This is a genomic window from Epilithonimonas zeae (assembly GCF_900141765.1).
Taxonomy (GTDB): Bacteria; Bacteroidota; Bacteroidia; order Flavobacteriales; family Weeksellaceae; genus Epilithonimonas; species Epilithonimonas zeae.
This window is the reverse complement of the sequence record NZ_FSRK01000003.1, coordinates 401,685-418,508: the sequence shown is the minus strand read 5'-3', so window position 1 is coordinate 418,508 and position 16,824 is coordinate 401,685. Positions and strand designations below refer to the sequence as shown.

The 16,824-nt window shown below is 34.6% G+C and carries 14 protein-coding genes; 6 read left to right on the top strand and 8 right to left on the bottom strand.

Features of this window, described 5'->3' with window-relative positions; all coding sequences use genetic code 11:
- From porZ to BUR19_RS18125, 5 genes are all read left to right on the top strand, one after another.
- Entirely contained in the window at positions 1–2,277 is a 2,277-nt protein-coding gene (porZ, locus tag BUR19_RS18145; RefSeq protein ID WP_074236927.1) for a type IX secretion system anionic LPS delivery protein PorZ, read from the top strand.
- A gap of 3 nt (positions 2,278–2,280) precedes the next feature.
- On the top strand, positions 2,281–2,958 hold the full coding sequence (gene recO, locus BUR19_RS18140) for a DNA repair protein RecO (protein WP_074236926.1): 678 nt from the start codon (positions 2,281–2,283) through the stop codon (positions 2,956–2,958).
- 3 nt (positions 2,959–2,961) lie between these two features.
- Positions 2,962–3,456, top strand: coding sequence for a GNAT family N-acetyltransferase (locus BUR19_RS18135; RefSeq protein WP_083600823.1), 495 nt, complete (start codon positions 2,962–2,964; stop codon positions 3,454–3,456).
- Positions 3,457–4,157: 701 nt separating this feature from the next.
- Positions 4,158–5,621, top strand: a complete 1,464-nt coding sequence (locus BUR19_RS18130; RefSeq protein ID WP_074236924.1) for a hypothetical protein — start codon at positions 4,158–4,160, stop codon at positions 5,619–5,621.
- Between the two features lie 13 nt (positions 5,622–5,634).
- Positions 5,635–6,162, top strand: a complete 528-nt coding sequence (locus BUR19_RS18125) for a hypothetical protein (protein WP_074236923.1) — start codon at positions 5,635–5,637, stop codon at positions 6,160–6,162.
- A 6-nt stretch (positions 6,163–6,168) separates the two neighbouring features.
- Here BUR19_RS18125 and BUR19_RS18120 read toward each other — a convergent pair whose 3' ends face one another.
- From BUR19_RS18120 to BUR19_RS18090, 7 genes are all read right to left on the bottom strand, one after another.
- Complete coding sequence (locus tag BUR19_RS18120; RefSeq protein WP_139297427.1) at positions 6,169–6,537, bottom strand: hypothetical protein; 369 nt, start codon at positions 6,535–6,537, stop codon at positions 6,169–6,171.
- A 33-nt stretch (positions 6,538–6,570) separates the two neighbouring features.
- Complete coding sequence (gene recG, locus BUR19_RS18115; RefSeq protein WP_074236921.1) at positions 6,571–8,658, bottom strand: ATP-dependent DNA helicase RecG; 2,088 nt, start codon at positions 8,656–8,658, stop codon at positions 6,571–6,573.
- Positions 8,659–8,745: 87 nt separating this feature from the next.
- Positions 8,746–9,480 (bottom strand): serpentine receptor domain-containing protein, encoded by a 735-nt coding sequence (locus tag BUR19_RS18110; RefSeq protein WP_074236920.1) that lies wholly within the window; start codon positions 9,478–9,480, stop codon positions 8,746–8,748.
- A gap of 33 nt (positions 9,481–9,513) precedes the next feature.
- The gene (locus BUR19_RS18105; protein WP_074236919.1) at positions 9,514–10,254 is read right to left on the bottom strand and encodes a hypothetical protein; all 741 of its coding nucleotides are present in this window, start codon (positions 10,252–10,254) and stop codon (positions 9,514–9,516) included.
- A 230-nt stretch (positions 10,255–10,484) separates the two neighbouring features.
- On the bottom strand, positions 10,485–11,018 hold the full coding sequence (locus tag BUR19_RS18100) for a thioredoxin family protein (protein ID WP_074236918.1): 534 nt from the start codon (positions 11,016–11,018) through the stop codon (positions 10,485–10,487).
- Positions 11,019–11,078: 60 nt separating this feature from the next.
- Positions 11,079–12,590, bottom strand: coding sequence for a peptide MFS transporter (locus BUR19_RS18095; protein WP_074236917.1), 1,512 nt, complete (start codon positions 12,588–12,590; stop codon positions 11,079–11,081).
- A gap of 178 nt (positions 12,591–12,768) precedes the next feature.
- The gene (locus BUR19_RS18090) at positions 12,769–14,484 is read right to left on the bottom strand and encodes a peptide MFS transporter (protein WP_074236916.1); all 1,716 of its coding nucleotides are present in this window, start codon (positions 14,482–14,484) and stop codon (positions 12,769–12,771) included.
- 109 nt (positions 14,485–14,593) lie between these two features.
- Here BUR19_RS18090 and BUR19_RS18085 point away from each other — a divergent pair, with 109 nt between their 5' ends.
- Positions 14,594–15,085, top strand: a complete 492-nt coding sequence (locus BUR19_RS18085; RefSeq protein ID WP_083600822.1) for a GNAT family N-acetyltransferase — start codon at positions 14,594–14,596, stop codon at positions 15,083–15,085.
- A 53-nt stretch (positions 15,086–15,138) separates the two neighbouring features.
- Here the strand turns inward: BUR19_RS18085 and BUR19_RS18080 are convergent, their stop codons facing one another.
- Complete coding sequence (locus BUR19_RS18080; RefSeq protein WP_074236914.1) at positions 15,139–16,809, bottom strand: peptide MFS transporter; 1,671 nt, start codon at positions 16,807–16,809, stop codon at positions 15,139–15,141.
- Positions 16,810–16,824: the final 15 nt, after the last annotated feature.

Here is a 16,824-nt window from a genome sequence, read left to right as displayed (position 1 = left end):
ATGAAGAAAATTTTATTAATTATATCAGTTTTTACAGCACTGATTTTTCAAGCGCAAACCAGCAAATGGAGCGATCTTTTCTCATATAATAATGTCCTGAAAATAAGAGAAGACGGTGACCGATTAATCGCTGCCACAGAAAACGGTATCTTTTATTATTATCCAGGAACAGGCGAAATCAAAAAACTGTCAAAAGCCAATGGTCTTCACGAGGTAAAAATTTCAGCGTTTGATTATAACCCAGCAACCCAAACTGGTATTGTGGGTTACAAAAATGGCTCACTCGATATAATAACCCCTAATGGAATCTTTTTGACTGTTGACATACCTTTGGCTACAGGTTACAATGGAAGTAAAAAGATTAACCATATTTCAATTAATGGTGACAAAGCTATCATTTCTGCTGGTTATGGGGTTTCAATTTTTAATATTACAAAAAGAGAATTTGGGGAAACTACATTTTTCATGAGTGGAGGTATATATGAGTCAGCTTTTTCTGCTGTTTTAAAAGATAATACTATTTATGTGGCCACTGCAAATGGTATAAAATACCATGAACTGAATGCTACTTTTCCTGTCTACACAACTTGGATCACACCGTCATCTTTAATAGGAGCCTTCAAAAAAGTAGATGCTACAGATATTTTAGTATTTGCAAATGCTAAAGAAGTTAAATATGGATCACTTGGCTCTCTATCTACAATTTCAGGATTTACTGATATTCAGGATGTGAAAGTATTCAACAATCAGATTATCATAACAGATCAACAGCAAGTTTTTGTTTATGGGGCAAATGGAGTTCTACAGAAAAATTTTAATGTTGGCGAGCTTATCAATACTGCTTTAATTTATAATGGGCAATTATTCACCGGAACTCAGATGAATGGGTTGTATAATGAACAAAAAAATAGTTTCAAACCAGATGGTCCATATAATAATAGATCTTACAAACTATCTATGCTTAATAATCAAATATGGATATCTTCAGGTAATAGAGATGCTGATCCAGCACCAAATATTGATAATCCAAATCCAAATGTGAGTAAAATAGGGTATTATCACTACGATGGAACAAAATGGATTTATCCAAACTTATTTGTAAATAATTCATCTACTGTTTTTAACATATTAGATGTAATACCTGATCCCTCCAATCCAACTGAAGTATATTTTACAAATTTTTATGCAGATAGTGGAAGCAAAGGTGTTTATAAAATGAAGAATAATGAATTTGTTAAAAGATATTTTTTTAATGATTCAAGTAGTTATTGGTATAGGGCAATGGGGTTAGCGTTTGATGAACAGAATAATTTATTCTCTACGGTTCAATCTACTTGTCCCGGATATAGTGATCCTTGTCCTACATCTAGCTTTTACTTATTTAATAAATCTACTGATGCTTTTGGAACATTACCATTTACAACATTTAACATTGGAGGTATTCAAAAACCATTAATAAAAGAAGGTGTACTATATATTCCAGCTCCATATAACAATGATGGAGGATTAATGATGTACGATTATAATAATACTGCAAGTAATACATCTGATGACAAATTTAAGGTACTTAAAAAAACAAATAATCTTCCTATAGATGGTACAACATCTGTAGCGATGGATAACAATAATGATATTTGGATAGGAAACAATCAGGGTCTTAGGATACTATCAAATCCTAAAGCGGCAATACTAGAAGATAATCCGCAGACAGACGCAATTATTATTGAAGAAAACAATTTGGCTGAAGAACTTTTTAGAGATGCCAAAATTTTACAAATTGCTGTAGATTCAGGAAATCAAAAATGGGTTTCGGTTGATGGAGGAGGGGTTTTCTACCTTAGTCCATCGGGAGATAAAACGATTTATCAATTCACAAAGTCTAACTCACCATTGCCAAATAATAGTGTTACTGATATTAAAATAGATAATAAAACAGGTAAAGTCTACTTCGTAACATTAGATGGAGTAATGGTTTACCAAGGAGATGTATCCGAGGTTACTTCCAATTTTGGTAATGTACTTGTTTATCCAAACCCTGTAGTTTATGCTCAATATAAAGGAAATGTGAGAATAAAAGGATTAGCGCAAAAAACCAATATCAGAATCACAGATGCTGCAGGTAATTTGGTACATTCAGCAGTGGCTAACGGTGGTTATTTTGAGTGGAATCTTAACAATCAAAGAGGTGTAAGAGTAGCTTCGGGAATCTATTATGTTTTGATGACCAACGAGGACGGAACAGATACAGCAACCGCAAAAATAGCTGTCGTAAATTAAGAAATGACCCAAGAAGTTTTTTTACTGTCTTATACAAAATATGGAGATCACGATGCTGTTCTCCATTGTTTTTGTAGAGAAAACGGATTCGAAAGCTTTTTTGCCAAAGGAATTTACGCACCCAAAAACAAGAAAAAAGCGTTTCTTTTTCCTTTGAACGAGCTGTTACTTTACACTTCTGATAAAAAGAAGAATATCCAGAATGTTATCAAGTTGGAACAGAGAAATTCAGACCTTTTCACTTCTGATATTAGAAAGAACTCTATTTTATTTTTTATTTCTGATTTACTGAATCAAGTTCTAAGGAATGAAAACCAAAATCAGAATATTTACTCGGAGATTTCTCTTTTTTTAAGTCAGTTGCAAATGGATAATTTCCAATCTCATTTGATATTTATTTTTAGATTACTGAAACAACAAGGTTTGCAGCCACTATTTTCTGATAAAACTTATTTGAATCCAGAATCAGGTAACTTCGAAGAAACCGAATCTCATCATTTTTTTGATAAAGATATTTCTGCAATCTGGAAAGAACTGATTGTATCACAAAATCCCTATGATATCAAATTGAGCCGATTCGGAAAACAAAATTTCCTCGATTCTATTTTAGTTTATTATCATTATCATTTTACGGATTTTAGAGAGCCAAAATCTCTTGAAATCATCAAAGAAATTTTTTAAATTATGATTATCAAAGCCGAACAAAAAGACATTCCTATCATTCAAAATTTAGCAAAAAAATCCTGGGCTTTTGCTTATGCTGATATTTTGGAACAAGATCAGATAGATTATATGCTTAATATGATGTACTCCGAAGAAGCATTGAAAAAACATTTCGAAAATCCCAATTATCATTACTATTTAGTTTTCGAAAATGATGAATTTCTTGGCTTTGTTGGATTTGAATTTCATCAAGAATCAGAAACTACAAAACTTCACAGGATTTACTTTTTGAAAGAAGCGCAAGGAAAAGGCTTGGGCAAGAAAGCGTTGAAATTTGTTATCGATGAAGCGAAAAATGTGAATGATAAACGAGTTACGCTCACTGTCAATAAAAATAATTCGGCACATAAATTCTATGAATCCCAAGGTTTCAAAGTTTATAAAGAAGCCGTTTTAAATATCGGAAATGGTTATGTAATGGATGATTATCTGATGGAATTTGTCATCAATCAATAATACACTGAAGCATTTGCAAACGCGCAGATGCTTTTTTTGTGATTGATTTTTTACTCTTTTACATACTATATGTTAACTGAGAGTGAACCGCTTTCAAACTTCAAATTTCTATAAATTAGATTTGTGGCTTTTCAATTTTGCTTAAATTCTGATTTTAAGTCCATTAATAAAATTAAAAATATTAAAAATATCAGTTTCCTAAAACAATATTATGAAGGTGTTAATTCTCAATAAAACTTCATTTAATTTATCCTTAAATATTATTAATACACAGATAATGATGCATTAAAGTTGTATCTGCTGCATAATTTTAGATTTGTCCCAGAACGAAATCAGTAATGCCTGATAGTAATTTTTCTTCATATACTATTTTTTAAATTTGGAAAGCCTGCTATTGATAGTAGGCTTTTATTTGTCATATAATCTTAGATTGTTAATAATAATGTATTAAGTTAAAAAAAATCATTTATTATGCTTTTGCGGTATAAATAATTATATATAATTATTTAAATTTGCACTAAAACACAAATAAATGAAAAATTCAATTGGCACAGCTGTGCACTCTATTTTCTTACATAGGAAACCTTATTTTCTACAAATCTTTATCAATCCGAATAAGCTATAATTAAGTTACAGCTATAATTCTGTCTATTTCAAGTTTACACTTGAGAAATTTAATATCTATTTAAAAACACACAATAATGAAAAGAATAATTTTCGTCTTCTTTTTGTTTTCTGCATTATCAAAACTTTTTTCACAGGCAACAACTCCAATACCTTGTACTAGTGGAAAAGCATATGTTGTAATGCAAAACGTAACTGGAACAAGTGGTATCTCTGGTTTTTATTCTATTGATGCTAATAGCGGAGCAGTAACTACAATTAAAAATCCAATTATCCCAGCATCTACTGGGATTACCGGAAGAAGGATCAATTGTATTGGTTATAATAAGCTGGATGGATTTATATACGGATACAGAGCAAACTCTAACCAGATTATCAGAATGGATGCTAATGGCAATTATGACCTTATTACTGTAAGCGGCTTAACTGCAGGAACGGTAGGTTCGGCTACCGCTGGAGACGTTTATAATAATGAGTTGTATATTTTCCGGAATTCTTTTGCCCAGATTTATAAGGTTAATCTCAGCACCTTAGCTGTTACTATAATCCCTTTTACTACACCTACTGCCATTACCAACTTTCAAATCAACGATTTCGCTTTTGCATCGGATGGTAATATCTATGGAATCACTCAGATTAGCAGTGCTAGAAAAGTTTTTAGGATCAATTTAACAACCAATGCACTACAGTTTTTGGGAGATGCTTTAGGTACTCAAATCAATTCTGAAGCTGATGATTCTTGGGGAACCGCTTTTATTGATTCTGCGGATAATCTATATGTTGGAAACAACGGGAGTAGAAATGCCTATAAATTTCAGTACAATTCTGCAACGACGTCGTATAATATGAATGCCAGTTTGTTCGCAACAGCGAATGATGCAGGTCAAGTTTTGGCAGATGGCGCAAGTTGTGCACTTGCATTGCCTCCAAATCCCAAAGATGATACAGGTTGTATTGCTGATCCAACGCTTTCACAAACTATTACAATCAATGTTTTAAGTAATGATGTGTCTGGAACAAGAGCTATTAATCCTGTAAGCGTAAGGCTCATCAATCCGTCAACAATGGCTCCGGCTACTTCAGTTACAATTCCTGGACAGGGAACTTTTACCGTCAATACAGCCACTGGCGTAATTTCATTTTCCTCTTTAACGACTTTTACGCAACCAGTAACTATCCAGTATAGTGTAGCAGATACGGCTGGACTTGTTTCTGCTCCTGCAACAATTACGGTTTCAATTTGTTATTGTACAAAAATGCCAGCAACAGGAACCCCAAATGCATATACCCCAATCGGGATAACTTCACAACAGAAACAGGACAGCTGGCCGCAAAGTATTCCTAATGGTTTTATAGCTTTAGAATCAAAACAGAGAGGACTTGTTATTACGAGAGTCAATCACGTGAGTACAACGCCTCAAACGATAGATTCTGTTACAGATCCCAAAGAAGGGATGATTGTGTATGATATCCAGGACAAATGTGTGAAGCTTTTCAACGGAACAAGATGGAAATGTATCAATAGAAGTTGTAACCAATGATAATAAAAACCAAATGAAAAATAAAATTTATAATATAATTTTCTGTGCTGTAGCAGTCATTGTAAACGCCCAAGTTTCTATGGGTGGTAAATTAAATGTAGATGGCGCATCGGCAATTTTAGATTTCAATGATTTAACCAGTAATACTAATGGCATCATACTTCCTGCTGTAGATGACACAACCAATGCCTTTAATTCTATGACATCAGCTAATAATGGAACATTTCTTTTTGATAAAAGTAATAACAGAGTAAGGATGTACGAGAATAATATTTGGGTTAATCTTACCGATGAAGGAGCTTCAAGTTCCATTATCCCAAATACTTCAGATGAATCCGGCTCAGGTGTTATCATGGGATCAGAAACTACTGATGCAAAAGGGATTTTGATTTTAGAAGCTGCAGATAAAGCCTTGATATTACCAAAAATTGCCAATCCACATTTAACTGTAAAAAGTCCTTATCCAGGTATGTTATGTTACGATACTGTTGGTCGTGCGATTGCAGTTTACGATGGGAATGTCTGGAGCTATTGGAAGTAAATTAAATCACTTTTTGCTTAAATAAAATCTTAAAATTTCAAGTTTATTATTAAGAATAATTTTATTCTTTCTGTAAACGTATTCGATTGAATCTCCTTTCTTTTTAACTAAAGAATCTCCTTTTTTATATTCGAATTCTAAAATTGTTTTTTTTCCTCCTGAATATGCAACATACCTGAAATTGTGTTCTTCTTTATTTACATACACACTATCAACTCTTCTGATGTAATCTTTTGCTAAGATTCTTTTGACACTCTCATCATAACCAACAAAATATTCTCGAACAAAAATAAATATAATGAATGCGCCAAATATTAAGACAAAAATGTTTAATGCCCTTTTTGTTTGCTTATCAAGTTCCATTATGTCACTCATTTTTGAAAACTATATTTTAATTCTAATATAAAATCAACTTATTTTAGCCCACTTATTCTTCCCTTTATATTGTCTGATGTAATATTGTTTCATCACCTGATTATCGGGATGATTGAGGAGAGAATCTTTTTCTAGGATTCGCTCAACGGTTAGTTTCGAAGCTTTGATAATTGCCGAATCTTCTATCAGACTCAATTTTTTGAAATCTACAACACCACTTTGCTGAGTTCCAAGAATATCGCCAGGACCACGCAATTCCATATCAACTTCTGAGATTTTGAAACCATCATTAGTCTGAACCATCGTTTTGATTCTGGTTCTGCTTTCTTTGCTCAGCTTATCGTCCGTCATCAGGATACAATAACTTTGTTCTGCGCCTCTACCAACACGTCCACGTAATTGATGAAGCTGCGATAACCCGAATCTTTCAGCGCTTTCAATTACCATTACAGAAGCATTTGGAACATTCACACCAACTTCTATCACAGTTGTTGCGACCATAATTTGGGCATTTCCGGAAGCGAAAAATTGCATATTAATATCTTTCTCCGCAGGTTTCATTCGTCCGTGAACCATTGTCACATTGTAACTTTTGAAAAAATTCATAACCTGGTTCAATCCTTCCATCAGATTTTTGTAATCCAGAGTTTCTGATTCCTCAATCAATGGATAAACGAAATAAATTTGACGACCTTTCTCTATCTCTTCCCGACAGAAATTGTAAACCGAAAGTCTATCCTTTTCTCGCCTGTGAGCAGTGATAATTGGTTTTCTTCCGACTGGCATTTCATCAATCACAGAAACATCCAAATCCGAATAAAAACTCATTGCCAAAGTTCTCGGAATTGGCGTCGCAGTCATTACCAAAATGTGAGGCGGAATATTATTTTTTGCCCAAAGTTTAGCCCGTTGAGCCACTCCGAATCTATGTTGCTCATCGATAATCGCTAATCCCAATTTATGGAATTTAACTTTGTCTTCAAGGATTGCGTGCGTTCCAATAAGGATAGAAAGTTGTCCGTTTTCTAATTCTTCGTGGATGATTTTTCTTTCCGAAGTTTTGGATGAACCGGTCAAAAGTTTGACATTAATCTCTGTATTTTGTAATAATTCTTTAATTGAATTAAAATGTTGCTGAGCCAAGATTTCTGTCGGAGCCATCAGGCAAGACTGGAAACCGTTGTCCATTGCAATTAGCATTGTTAATAATGCAACCATCGTTTTTCCTGAACCAACGTCGCCTTGCAGCAATCGGTTCATTTGGGTCGAACGTTTCATATCGGTTCGGATTTCTTTTAGAACTCGTTTTTGGGCGTTCGTTAATTCGAATGGAAGATTGTTATTATAGAAATTAGTGAAATGGTCGCCGACAATCGGAAACGGATTTCCGAACGATTTCGTTTTCTGATGCAGTTTTTTCAGTCCATAACCTAACTGGAAAAAAAATGCTTCCTCGAATTTCAATCGCCTGTCAGCCGCTTCAAAATGTTTAAAATCTTTTGGAAAATGAATGTTATAGTAGGAATTCAATCGCCCCATTAATTTCATCGATTTCAAAAGATAATCGGGTAAATTCTCGGAAATCAGTTGAGGTAAATCTTTTAAAATGTTGAAAATAACATTTTGAAAAAACTTATTATTGATTCCTCGCTTACTCAATTTTTCGCTTCCTGGATAAATTGGTAAAAGCGTTCCGGATAACGCTTTTTTTTCATCGGCTTCAATCTCCGGATGTGGCATAGAAAAATTACCATTGAAGAAGTTGACTTTCCCGAAAATAAAAATTTCTTTATTTAATGGAATGGAGTCTTTCATCCAATTGGTGTATCGGAACCAAACCAAATCTATCGTCCCGGTTTCATCCCGAAATTTTGCAGACAAACGCTTCCCTTTTTCGTTAGCAACTTCTTGGATATCTGTGATTTTTCCTTTTAACTGGATATCTGCATCCGGCTCTTTTGTCAAATCACCGATTTTGTAAATTTTACTTTTATCAATATAACGGATTGGATAGAAGGTCAGCAAATCTTCCACAGTCGAAATGCCCAACACGTTTCTGATAAATTTTGCGCGTTCGGTTCCTATGTTTTTGAGAAATTCTATGGAAGTTTCTAAAGTCAAAAAAGGAAAATTTGTTCCGACGAATTTCGGGAAAATTTATGAAATTTCAGTTTAGAATCAATTCAAATCAAAAACAAAATTGGAGCATTATTGGTGACTTTTTTTGAAGAGTTTCGGAATCGTATTAAAACCTAACCAAAGAACTGCGAGGATGAGTGCAATCCCAACAAAAACTTGTACGCAGGACATCAGCAAAGAATAACTGCTGGAATTACTTACTAAGATTTTTTCTGTGGTAATGAACAATTTACTCTCGCCGTTTTTTGGATTGACAAAGATTTTATATGCTTTATTTTTTTTGTAATTCTCGATATTCTGAGAAAGCTCATTTTTTAGTTTTTCTTTTTTTTCTTCTGTTTTACGGAAATACCAAGGATAAACAATTTTGATAGCTTCAAACTTTGTCACCTTTTTGATTTGATTGTTATACAGGAAAGAATATTGGATATTCGCAATCGCTTTTGGACCTTTTCTTCGGGTGATTTCTTCCCATTTGACATACTGATTTTCTATGGTTCCATTGGTTTCTTTCCAGTTCCAATGAAATAATTTGAAATCTTTTAACTGAAGATATGGAGAAATAGAGTAGATGCTGGTCAGGGAAAAGTGAAGCAGTAAAAAAATTACCAATAACCTTTTCCATCTTATTTTAGTTTTGAATTGTGGTATGCAAATCAGAAGCGAAATGATGACCGAAAGAATAGACGCACTGATTGGCGAAAATATGAGGTAAATAATCAAAATTATAGGAAACAGGACTTTCCAAGTCAAGAAATCAGTAATGCCTTTTCCCTTTTTAAGATAAGCTTCGTTAGAATTCATATTGTTTCTTTGTATTAACCAACTTAGTCGCGATTAAGAGCCTTCCGCCACTGGTTCAGAATTTAAGATAAATCGGTTTTTGGCTGAATTATAATTCACAATTAAATAACCGCCAACCCGACCGTAACTATTGGAAACCATGAAGTTGTTGGTTTTGTCAGTCGTTACATTGTCAAAAATAATTGTCATCAAATTTCCTGTAGGTGTTTTGATAGCATCAAAATTCAGTGTTTGAAAAATCTGATTGGTTTTTTTGTTGATTATTTTCAATTCCTGCATAAAAGCATCTGATTGGCTGTTTTTTTTATAAACTCCAACAAAATAATAATCTTTCAACGATTGGTTTTGCAGAATTTGTATGTTTTGAAATTGCTCATTGGACAAATCGCTCAATTTATCTTTCAGTTCAAGTATGACATTGAATTGTTTTTCATTATTTTTCCAAGTTCCAGATAACTTATTAGACTTTAAAATAAGCGAAAAAGTGGCTGAGATTTTATCGTTCTTATCCAATTCATAAACTTCAATTCGATTCGTTTTCTGGTCAAATTGGCCTTCTAATCGGATAGGATTGTTGAATTTATCATATTTATAAATACCAATGACATTGTAGTCTTTTTTAGCAGGCTCTCCAAAATATCCGGGCTTAACCTGTAAAGAAAAAGTCACAGGGAATTTGTCAATCTTTCCGGTGAAATTGTAAACCTCATACCAGCCTGCGTAGCCTTTGACGGCAATAAAAATAAAAAGGAATAAGAGAAATTTTACTTTCATTTGTGTTTTATTGATTTAATTTCAGTTTTGTTTAATAATTAAATTCATTTTAAGGTATTGGTGAAAAAATTGAAACCTGAGACCTTCATACAATTACTTGTACTTTATTTTGATTCAAAAAAAGTGCCCTAGCAATAAAGTAATAGTAAGCTTGTTAAATTATAATTTTGAATATAATTATACAATGATAGGAACTAAAAAAACATCCAAGTTGTTGGATGTTTCTGTAATTATTCTTTGATTTTCGATTTGAACTTTTTCTGATAGCCTTCCCATTCTTTTCGGGTCTTGATGGTCTTGTACTCGTTGGAAGCAATCATAGAGAAATAGGGTTCTACTTCTTTAGCTTTCAGCGCGCCAGAAAGACTGGTAATTGGGTCTGTTTTCTCATCCAGAAAAACCATTGTCGGGATCATATTGATGTTCATATATTTGGAAAACTGATGAAGTCCGCTTTTAGATCTTTTGCCTTTATAATCAGGATTGATAAATGTATGTCCGGCAAAACTAACAGTTTCGTTCCCATCACTTTCAAACTTTACAGCATAAAAATTTTCATTGATAATTTTTGCAATTTCCGGATGATTGAAAGTGAATTTGTCCATCTCTTTGCAAGGTGCGCACCAATCTGCATAGAAATCAATCAGGATTTTCTTTGGTTCTTTTTTCTGAGCTGCAAGAGCTTGCGTCATCGTCATCCAGTAGACTTGCGCAAACCCTGAAGTTTGAATAAGAAATAAGGTTAATAATAAAATTTTTTTCATCTGTGTGTTTTTTATATTTCATTTAACTTTTCATAGTAGTAGACGTTTTAAAGCTTCAATTTACTTTACACCTTGCATCAGTTTTTTCACGAATGGTGATATCAAAATTAATATTACTCCGGCAATCAATGCATATAATCCCAATTGTTTATATCCATCGGTATAAGTGATAAGAGCATCGTGATTGGTGGCTCCGGATTTTACTTTTGCTAATCCTGCTCCAATTTGTCCTGCAACATATTGTCCATAAGCAGAGGCTAAGAACCACATTCCCATCATCATTCCCTGTAGTTTTTCTGTAGATAGTTTTGTCATAATGGAAAGTCCGATCGGAGATAAGCATAACTCACCAAAAGTAATTACCAGTAATGCGATCGTGAAAATATTAAGAGAAGTGATTCCTTGCAGATTAGCGAAAAATTTGGTTCCGAAAAGAATATAATAACCAAGTCCCAGGAATATAAATCCTAACCCAAATTTGTTGATGGTATTCGGCTCCAGTTTCTTTTTGCTTAACCAGATCCAAAGTAGCCCAACCAAAGGTGCCAGGAAAATAATAAAGAAAGCACCTCCGGAATTGTTAACGCCATTTGGGTCTAATCCGAAAAGGTCTTTGTTGAGGTTATTCGCTGCGAAAATACTTAGTGAACCGCCGCTTTGTTCGTAGATTCCCCAGAATAGAATTGAGAAAATAATGAAGATTAAGGCCGCCCAAAGTTTTTTACGTTCAGGTGCAGTAACCTTCGTCATCTCATAAAAAAGATAGAGTAGCGTCAATGGCCCGACAGTCCACATAAAATAATCAGTGTACTGTGGAACGGAAACCATTATCATAATCAACGGGATGAAGATCAATGAAAGAGTGTAAACGCCATATTCTTTCCATTTTTCTAGTGGAGAAAAAGAACCATCTTTATTAATTTTTTGAGGAGCAAGTCCAATTGGCCCCAAACTTCTTTGTGTGAAAATGAAATTGATCAAACTGACAACCATTACAATTGCAGCTAATCCAAAAGCAACATTCCATCTTTTACTTTCAGGAATAAGATGAGAAAACATCTCGCCTTTTCCAATAGCGATACAAAGATAACCGCCTAAAAGTGCTCCCAAATTGATTCCTGCATAGAACAAAGAGAATCCAGCATCGGTTCTTGTATCGTTAGGTTTGTATAATTTTCCAACCATTGTGGAGATATTCGGTTTGAAAAATCCTGTTCCCACAACAGTGAACGAGATTCCCAAAAAGAAATAATCGTGCGGATTGGCAGCAAGAATTAGACTCCCAATAATCATCAAAATTCCACCCCAAAAAAGAGATCTTCTGAATCCTAGAATCTTATCTGCAAACAAACCGCCCACAAAAGTAAAGGCATAAACAAAAGCTTGTGTTGCGCCATATTGCAGATTAGCTTGTTCATCACCAAATTTTAATTGAGAAATCATAAAGAAAACGAGCATTCCTCGCATCCCGTAGAAGCAGAAACGCTCCCACATTTCTGAGAAAAATAAAGACCAAATTTGTTTAGGATATTTTCCTTTGAAATTCTGAATTTCTTCGAGGGTAAGATTCATAATATAATTGATAAATAATTCAATTCGTGACGCAGTGAGTCACAAATTTGTTTTGATTAAAATTATTCTAATCCAATTGCTGACACACTACGTCAACAATTGGATTCTAACATACGAATTTAACAAAAAACCACCGAATATTCGGTGGTTTGAATTTATAAATAAATGTGAACGGTTTTTACTTTACACCATGCATCATTCTTTTAAGAATAGGCGATAAGAAAGCTAGCAATACAGATGCAATTCCACAAAGAACTACGAAAACCATAAAGAATTCGAAAAGGTTGTGAATTGTAACTCCTGCGAATGTTGTGTATTCTGTAGGCAATTGTGCTGTAGAGAACGCTTTCACTTGGTCTGCGTTCAATGTTACTTTTTTGTCAAGAACATCCTGAAGGTTAACACCAATTTCTTGTGCTTTTGCAAATTTGTCTCCTGTTGCAGGGATAATTGCTCCCAAAGTTCCTGCTAACGCATAACCTGCAGCATTCGCAATGAAGAATACACCATATAATAAAGATGAGAATCTCTTAGGCGCTAATTTACCAACCAAAGACAATCCAATTGGCGATAAACAAAGTTCACCCATTGTTTGTATTAGATAAAGTAAAATCAACCATTTGATAGCCAATAATCCTGAGTTTCCAAGGTCTTTTACGTTATAAGCGATGATAAAGTAAGAAAGTGCAATTAATGCCAAACCGATCGCTTGTTTCAAAGGAGAAACCGGCTCTTTTCCTTTAGTTCTTAATTTATCCCAAAGTAAACTGAATGGTAAAGCCAAAAGCACAACAAAAAGTCCATTGAAAATCTGAACCATTGAAGGCGGCATATCCCAACCAAAGATACTCCTGTCGGTTTGATTATCCGCAATGAATGTTAGTGATGAACCAGCTTGTTCGAATGCTGCCCAGAAGAAAATAATAAAGAACGAAACAATATAGATGACCCAGATTCTTTGTCTTTCGATTTTGTTCTCAGCGGAGCTCATAATTAAGAATGCTAATGAAATACCAGCTGCATAAATGAAAGGATAGATGATTCCTTTGATCAATTGTCCCATTTCCACAGAATTAAACCCAAATTCTCCTACCAAAAAGTATCTGAATACGAAGAAAAGAATGACAAACAAAATCGTTGTAAATCCTATAAATTTTCCAGAGAATTTAGCAGTTTGAGATTCTCCTTCTTCAAAGTCTTCACTTGTATTATGCTTCGGCAATCCACCAATTGGTCTTCCTTCAGGTGTTACAACATATTTATTTTTAAGAATAAAGAAAGTTACAGTTCCAATCAACATTGCGATAGAAGCCGCAAGAAATCCCCATTTGAAAGCAAAAATATCTCTTACTCCGGCAGCGTCTTTTACATCACCAACGTAGGGACAGATGAACTGACCCAAGAATGCTCCAATGTTGATCCCCATATAGAAAATCGTGAAAGCAGAATCCAGTTTAGATTTTTCTTGTTTTGGATAAAGACTTCCTACCATTGATGAGATATTCGGTTTGAAGAACCCGTTTCCGAAGATAATTACAAAAAGAGCAAACCACATTAGACCTTTTGCACCCCCAAGGTTGTCAGAAAAAGTTGAAGCACTCAAGAAAAGCAAAAATTGCCCAATCGCCATCAAACTTCCTCCTAAAATGATACAGTTTCTGTTACCCAAATATTTATCAGCAATGAAACCTCCTAAAAGTGGCGTTAAATAACACAATGCCAAGAATCCACCATAGATGATAGAAGCATCGGCTTCTCTTATCAGTAGAGAGTTTACCATAAATAAGGTAAGCAATGCTCTCATCCCGTAAAAATTAAAACGCTCCCACATCTCCGTCCCAAATAGGACCCACAAGCCTTTAGGATGTTTCGAACTAGTCTTTACTGTCTCCATATAAATTAATTGTTAAATTTTCTTAAAGGTAACAAATATAGTTTTTTTTCATCAACGGTAAAGTTAAATTGCAGACGATTAACACATTCAGCCAGATTATTTTTATATTATGGAAATTAGAAAGTCAACGCCGGAAGATATCAATGAAATAATGGATTGCATCAACACCGCAAGACAGCTGATGCGCGAAAGTGGAAATACAGTCCAGTGGACCAATGGTTATCCATCAAAGGAATTGATGTTGGAAAGTGTAGAAAAAGATTATAATTTTTTGATTATTAATGATGATGAAGTGGTTGCAACCTTCGATTTCATTATTTGTGATGACCCGAATTATTCATTAATTGAAAACGGAGCTTGGCTGAATGACGAAAAATACGGTGTCATTCATCGTTTGGCTTCCAACGGAAAAGCAAAAGGAGTAGCACAATTCTGCTTCGAATGGTGCTTTTCCCAATTCCCGAACATTAGAATTGATACTCACGAAACCAATGTCGCAATGCAAAAAGTTTTAGAAAGACTCGGTTACCAGAAATGCGGAATCATTTATGTGGCAGACGGAACACCAAGATTAGCATATCAGAAGATAGATGATAAATGATAATCGATTGATTTTGATTCAAATCAATAATCATTTATCGATCATCGTTATTATTAATGTCCGCTTTCCTTCATTATTTTATTAAGTCTTTTCAACATCGATAATCCCAACAAAGTTGCAAATATCAAAAGCCCAAAATTGACCAAGAAATAATTGGCTTTGTTCTCATAATTGTACCAGGTGCTGGCAAGGATTCCAGATAATTTATTCCCAACTGAATTCGCTAAGAAGAATCCCCCCATCATCAACGCCGTCAATCTTGCAGGAGACAATTTGGAAACAAATGATAATCCCATTGGTGACAGACAAAGCTCACCGATTGTTACGACGCCATATCCGGCAATCAACCAAAGTGCAGAAACTTTTTCCGCGCCATTATTTCCGGCGTAAACAGCACCTACCATTACCAAGCAGGACAAACTAGTGATGAACAATCCCAAAACAATTTTACTTGGTGTCAAAGGTTCTTTTCCTCGTTTTCTCAGCATTGCCCAAACACCGACGATTATTGGAGTTAAAGCAATAACCCAAAATGGATTTATCGATTGAAAAAGTTCTGTGTTGTAAAGGAAAACAGGCTTGTCGGAATTCGATTCCAATTCTGATTTTTTCTCCGAGGAAACATTTCTAAAGTAAATATCTTTTCCTGTTTCTTTTAAGGTTTTTCCCTCAGCATCTTTCTGAGAACGAAATTGCTCATCAAAAATCGGGGTTTCCTTATCGGCGTAACTTTTTTCTTCAACCAGGTAAAGCGAAGCCAAAGGTTTTTCCACAGATTCTGAAACACTTCTGTCCGTATAGTAATTTGCCCATCTGGTCAAAGCTGTTCCATTTTGTTTAAAAACCGCCCAGAAAAACATACTGATGAGGAATATCGAAAGCAAAGCACCAATCGCAGGTTTTTCCAGTGGATTAGATTTGAAATAAAGCGAGACATAGAAGTAAATCACAGGAACACAAGCAAAAATAAACGCATCTGTGTTTGTACTTCCAAAGATATTAGTTCCTAAAACCATTGTTGGAACAAACCAGCCAATAACGCCGGCAATAATAGCTGGAACAAAAACTTTCATCAGGATTTCAGATAATTTGGTGTCACCTTCCTGGCTTGGTTTCATTATCGCTGCGTGTCTGTAATGTTTCAGTCCGATTGTGAAAATTACCAATCCAAGCAACATCCCAACGCCGGCCGTAATAAAAGCCTCGCCCCAACCGAATTTATTCCGCATAAATGCCGCAATAATGTTACAGATAAACGCTCCGATATTGATTCCCATATAGAAAATATTGTAACCGGAATCTTTGTTCGCTTTGTAAGGCTCTTCGGAATAGAGATTTCCTAGAAGTGTAGAAATCGTAGGCTTGAAGAAACCATTTCCAATAATAATTAAAGCCAATGAACCATAGAACAAAGGTAAGTCTTTGAAAACACCCACACCAATATAACCTGCAGCCATCAGAACGCCGCCAAGATAAATGGATTTGATGTAACCCAAAACACGGTCAGCTAAAAATCCGCCAAGAAAAGGCGTCAAATACGTCAAGGCAATGAATGTTCCGAAAATATCATCGGCATCTTTATCAGGAATTCCCAATCCTCCGGCAACGCCTTGCGGCTCTATCAGATACAAAACAAAAATTCCGAGAATCAAATAGTAACCGAAACGTTCCCACATTTCTGTGAAAAAAAGGAAAGGCAAGCCTTTAGGATGTTTAGTTTTCATAAAGTTATTTTCTTG

Excerpts from the sequence above, each read along its gene's own strand:
- BUR19_RS18130 (WP_074236924.1), top strand. The coding sequence starts at position 4,158 with ATGAAAAGAATAATTTTCGTCTTCTTTTTGTTTTCTGCATTATCAAAA.
- BUR19_RS18095 (WP_074236917.1), bottom strand. The coding sequence starts at position 12,590 with ATGAATCTTACCCTCGAAGAAATTCAGAATTTCAAAGGAAAATATCCT.
- BUR19_RS18120 (WP_139297427.1), bottom strand. The coding sequence starts at position 6,537 with ATGAGTGACATAATGGAACTTGATAAGCAAACAAAAAGGGCATTAAAC.
- BUR19_RS18100 (WP_074236918.1), bottom strand. The coding sequence starts at position 11,018 with ATGAAAAAAATTTTATTATTAACCTTATTTCTTATTCAAACTTCAGGG.
- BUR19_RS18105 (WP_074236919.1), bottom strand. The coding sequence starts at position 10,254 with ATGAAAGTAAAATTTCTCTTATTCCTTTTTATTTTTATTGCCGTCAAA.
- BUR19_RS18110 (WP_074236920.1), bottom strand. The coding sequence starts at position 9,480 with ATGAATTCTAACGAAGCTTATCTTAAAAAGGGAAAAGGCATTACTGAT.
- porZ (WP_074236927.1), top strand. The coding sequence starts at position 1 with ATGAAGAAAATTTTATTAATTATATCAGTTTTTACAGCACTGATTTTT.
- BUR19_RS18080 (WP_074236914.1), bottom strand. The coding sequence starts at position 16,809 with ATGAAAACTAAACATCCTAAAGGCTTGCCTTTCCTTTTTTTCACAGAA.
- BUR19_RS18085 (WP_083600822.1), top strand. The coding sequence starts at position 14,594 with ATGGAAATTAGAAAGTCAACGCCGGAAGATATCAATGAAATAATGGAT.
- recO (WP_074236926.1), top strand. The coding sequence starts at position 2,281 with ATGACCCAAGAAGTTTTTTTACTGTCTTATACAAAATATGGAGATCAC.
- BUR19_RS18125 (WP_074236923.1), top strand. The coding sequence starts at position 5,635 with ATGAAAAATAAAATTTATAATATAATTTTCTGTGCTGTAGCAGTCATT.
- BUR19_RS18135 (WP_083600823.1), top strand. The coding sequence starts at position 2,962 with ATGATTATCAAAGCCGAACAAAAAGACATTCCTATCATTCAAAATTTA.
- BUR19_RS18090 (WP_074236916.1), bottom strand. The coding sequence starts at position 14,484 with ATGGAGACAGTAAAGACTAGTTCGAAACATCCTAAAGGCTTGTGGGTC.